At 66.5% G+C, this 3925-nt stretch carries 4 protein-coding genes; 3 read left to right on the top strand and 1 reads right to left on the bottom strand.

Going from position 1 to position 3925, the window contains the following annotated elements; translation table 11 throughout:
- Nucleotides 1-627 (top strand): MFS transporter (locus EN745_RS31425; protein WP_127423040.1); only part of this gene is annotated, 627 nt, incomplete at its 5' end.
- A 78-nt stretch (nt 628-705) separates the two neighbouring features.
- Here the strand turns inward: EN745_RS31425 and EN745_RS31430 are convergent.
- Nucleotides 706-1821, bottom strand: coding sequence for an FAD-binding oxidoreductase (locus EN745_RS31430; protein WP_127423041.1), 1116 nt, complete (start codon nt 1819-1821; stop codon nt 706-708).
- Nucleotides 1822-1931: 110 nt separating this feature from the next.
- On the opposite strand from EN745_RS31430, the gene EN745_RS31435 reads away from it, so the two are divergent.
- On the top strand, nt 1932-2837 hold the full coding sequence (locus tag EN745_RS31435) for a LysR family transcriptional regulator (RefSeq protein WP_127423042.1): 906 nt from the start codon (nt 1932-1934) through the stop codon (nt 2835-2837).
- Between the two features lie 90 nt (nt 2838-2927).
- Nucleotides 2928-3925, top strand: a 998-nt coding sequence (locus EN745_RS31440) for a hydantoinase/oxoprolinase family protein (RefSeq protein WP_145992244.1), incomplete at its 3' end; no start/stop codon positions are given.

Consider the following 3925-nt stretch of genomic DNA (forward strand, 5'->3'; position numbering starts at 1 on the left):
CTGCTCAGCCTGCCCTCGATGGCGCGCGGGCTTGCCATGGTCACCGTGTTTAGCGTCGGCTTTGGCGCCTTCATGTTCGTCTTCGCGCTCACCGTCCAGAACGGGCTCGGCGCCAACGCGCTGCAAAGCGGATTGGCCATCCTGCCGATGGCAATCATGTTCTTCATAGGCTCGGTGGTTAGCCCGCGCGTGATCGGGCGCTTCGGCCGCGCCGCGCTGGCGGCGGGCGGCATCGTCCAGGCGCTCGGCCTGGGATTGCTGATCGGCATCACGCTAGCCGGCTGGCCGAGGGTCAGCCTGGTTGAACTGGCGCCGGCCCTGGTGCTGATCGGCGCCGGCCAGTCGATGCTGTTTTCAGGCCTGTTCCGTGCCGTTCTGGGCGACGTTCCCTCCCATCTTGCCGGCGTCGGCAGCGGTGTGCTGATCACGCTGCAGCAGTCCGGCCTGGCACTCGGCGTCGCGACGCTCGGCACGCTCTATCTGGCGCTGGAACCGACGGGCATCGCGCAGGCCTTCGCCACCGTCATCGCCAGTCAGCTTCTGATCATTGTGGCGCTGGTGCTGTGCACCGGTCTGCTGCCTCGTTTCACCAAGCACCAAGGACATGCTCAGCCAGTGGAGCTGTGACCCTAAAACAGCGTCGAAGCCGCTACCGTCCGCTCAGGCTGCAGGGCAATCGGTGGTCGTCGATTCCTTGCTGCTTCTTCAGGCGCGGCTGAAGCGATCGATCCTGAAATCATCGAGCGGCGTTTCGCAACGGCCGGTCGTGATGAGTTCGGCCATGGCGTCGCCGACGCCCGGACCGAGTTGGAAGCCGTGTCCGCAGAAGCCGAAGGCGTGGAACAGGCCCGGCGTCGTCGCCGAGCATCCCATGACCGGCAGCATATCCCGCACATAGCCCTCGCAGCCGGACCAGGTGCGGATGACCGCGACCTTTGCGATTGCCGGCAGTAGCCGTGCGACGGCGCGCAACTGTAACGGCAGGCGCATGGGGTCGGCTTTTGCATGGCCGGGTTCGAGGTCCACCGGCGCCCTTTCGGCCGCGCCGCCGAAGACGATGTTGCCGCGCTCGACCTGGCGCAGATAGGCGCCGTACTCCTTGTCGCGGGTCCAGATGCCGACTACGGGGAGAATTCTGTGCAGCAGCGGCTCGGTCACGCCCATCTGCGGGCCGCGGGCCTCGAGCGGGACCTCTTCGCCGAACTGTGCGGCGATGCGCGCGCCCCAGGCGCCGGCGGAGTTGAGCAGGCACTCGGCGGCGAACGCACCCTTCGAGGTGGCGACGTGGAAACCGGAGTTGTCGCGGCTGACGCTCTCGACCTCGGCTTCCTCGATGATTTCCGCGCCCAGCCCGCGGGCTGCCTCGGCAAAGGCTGGCGCGATCAGCCGCGGATTGCCGCTGCCGTCCCGCGGCGAGAACGACGCAGCGATCGCTTCGGGGCCGAGGCCGGGAAAGCGGACACGGATCTCGCGCGGGCCAAGTTCCTCCAGATCGAGCCCCCAGGGCCGCGCGGCTTGAGCATAGGCCCGCATGTCGGCGAGGCTGTCTTCATCGAAGATCAAGCGGATATGACCGGTGGCGCGGAACTCCACGTCACGACCAAGCATCTTTTCGGCCTCGCCCCAGAGCCTGAGCGAGCGGTGGGCCAGCGGCAGCTGGGAGAGGTGACGCCCGGTGCGGCGGATGTTGCCGAAAGAGGCGACGGTTGCCCCGGTGCCGATCCGGTTGCGCTCGATCAGCGTCACGCGCGCGCCGTGCCTGGCGAGGAAATAGGCCGAAGCCGTCCCCATGAGCCCACCGCCCAGCACGATCACATCCATAGCGGCCCCTTGCAAACAGTGCCTGAATTCTGACGGATCTTGTCGGCGCCGCGCCGATGCGTCAAAGATGGGTTTGGACGCAAACCATAAGCTTGACCTATGGAGTGGCAATGCGGGCGCGGCAGCTCGAAGTGTTCATCGCAGTCATGCGCGCCGGCACCGTGACCGCCGCGGCGCGGATGCTGAACATCTCCCAGCCTGCGCTCAGCCAGATCCTGCTCCACACCGAGGACGAACTCGGCTTCACGCTGTTCGAGCGCGTCAAGGGACGGCTGCGGCCGACCCCGGAGGCGCTTGAGATATTCGCTGATGCTGAAAGGCTGTCGGCGGGGCTGGAGGGCCTGCGCCGCAAGACCACCGACCTGCGCCGGGGTCGGGCTGGCCTCGTGCGCGTCGCGGCTTCGCCGCCGCCGGCCATGGCGATATTGCCGCGCGCTTTCACCAGTTTCCGCGATCAGCATCCAGGCATTCTGCTGCGTTCCCACATGGCGCCGATCGCAGCGATCATCGATATGCTGCGCGCCGGCGACGCCAGCCTAGGTGTCGCCTTGGACGACCGCCTGCCTCCCGATATCGAGGCGGAGGTGATCGGCTGTGTCGGCTTCGCCTGCCTGCTGCCGGCCGGGCATCCGTTAGCCAGGAAAACCGAGTTGACGCTCGCCGACCTCGCTGGTGAGGAGCTGATATCCTATCGTGGGAACACTCGTCCGGCAGACGAGCTCGCCCACGCAGCCCGCGTGCAGGGCGTCACGGTTTCGCCCTCGCTCGAGATCGACGTGTCGATCTCCGCTGTCGGCTTCGTCCAGGCTGGTCTCGGCATCGCACTCGTCGACGCGCTGCTGCCTTGGCAGCAGTTTGCCGGGCTTGCCGTCAGGCCGCTGGCGGCGGGGCCGGAATTTCCGATCGCGCTGCTCACCTCGCGCACACGCGCCCTTGCACGGGCCGATGAGATGATGCGCGACCAGATCCGCGCCGCTTGCTCCGCCGTTCTAGGCGGCGGCAGGGCAAAGGCATAAGCAAACCTTATATGCTTGCCCATCATCCATCTTGGACCCGTACCGGCCAGCCGTGCCAGCTTTCTGCAGGCAGACAGGAAGGGACGAACCATGGATGGGGTCATTGCTGGGGATGAGGCGCAAGGCGGAGCCGACTGGAAGGTCGGCGTCGATATCGGCGGGACATTCATCGATTTCTGCGCGCTCGAAGCAAACTCCGGACGCGTCGCCTCGCTGAAAGTGCTGACGACGCCGGAGGACCCGGGCGCCGAGCTGATGACGGGTCTCACCCTTCTGGGCGAGCGCGAAGGCTTCGATCCGACCCATATGACACGCTTCGTGCATGGCACGACCGTCGGCATCAATACCATCATTCAGCGCAAGGGCGCGCCACTGGCACTGTTCACCAATGCCGGCTTCGAGGACGTCATCGAGCTGGCGCGGCTTCGCATGCCGGACATGTATTCGCTGTTCTGCGCGCGGCCGGATCCGCTGATCGCGCGCGACATGGTGTTCGGCATTCCGGCCCGCATGCGTGCCGATGGAAGCGAATCCGAGGCACCCGACATGGCGGCGGTGGAGCGTGCGGTGACGGCGGCAAAGGCGATCGGGGCGCAGGGGATTATCGTGTCCTTCCTGCATGCCTGGCGCAACGGCGCGCAGGAAGCTTCGGTGAAGTTGGCGGTCGCGCGCCTTGCGCCTGAGCTCTTTGTCTTCACCTCGGCCGAGGTCTGGCCGGTCATCCGCGAATATGAGCGCAGCTCGACCGCCATCCTTAACGGCTATGTACATCCACGCGTCTCTGGCTACCTGACGGCGCTGGAAGAGCGGCTGAAGCGTCGTGGCGTGCCGGCCCGGCCGATGCTGACCAAGTCGAACGGTGGGCTGATGAATGCTGCCGAAGGCAAGCGCGCCTGCGTCAACATGCTTTTGTCGGGAACGGCCTCAGGCGTCATCGGTGCCTCGTGGCTGGCGCGCCAGGCGGGCGAAGACAAGGTGCTGACCCTCGACATCGGCGGCACCTCGGCCGACTTCGCGCTGATCATCGGCGGCGAGGCGCAGTTCGGCACCGGCGAGCTGATCGGCGAATTTCCGCTCCACATCCCCTC

The organism is Mesorhizobium sp. M4A.F.Ca.ET.022.05.2.1 (assembly GCF_003998845.1).
Lineage (GTDB): Bacteria > Pseudomonadota > Alphaproteobacteria > Rhizobiales > Rhizobiaceae > Mesorhizobium.

Coding starts and splice junctions, on each gene's coding strand:
- EN745_RS31430 (WP_127423041.1), bottom strand. CDS start 1,821: ATGGATGTGATCGTGCTGGGCGGTGGGCTCATGGGGACGGCTTCGGCC.
- EN745_RS31435 (WP_127423042.1), top strand. CDS start 1,932: ATGCGGGCGCGGCAGCTCGAAGTGTTCATCGCAGTCATGCGCGCCGGC.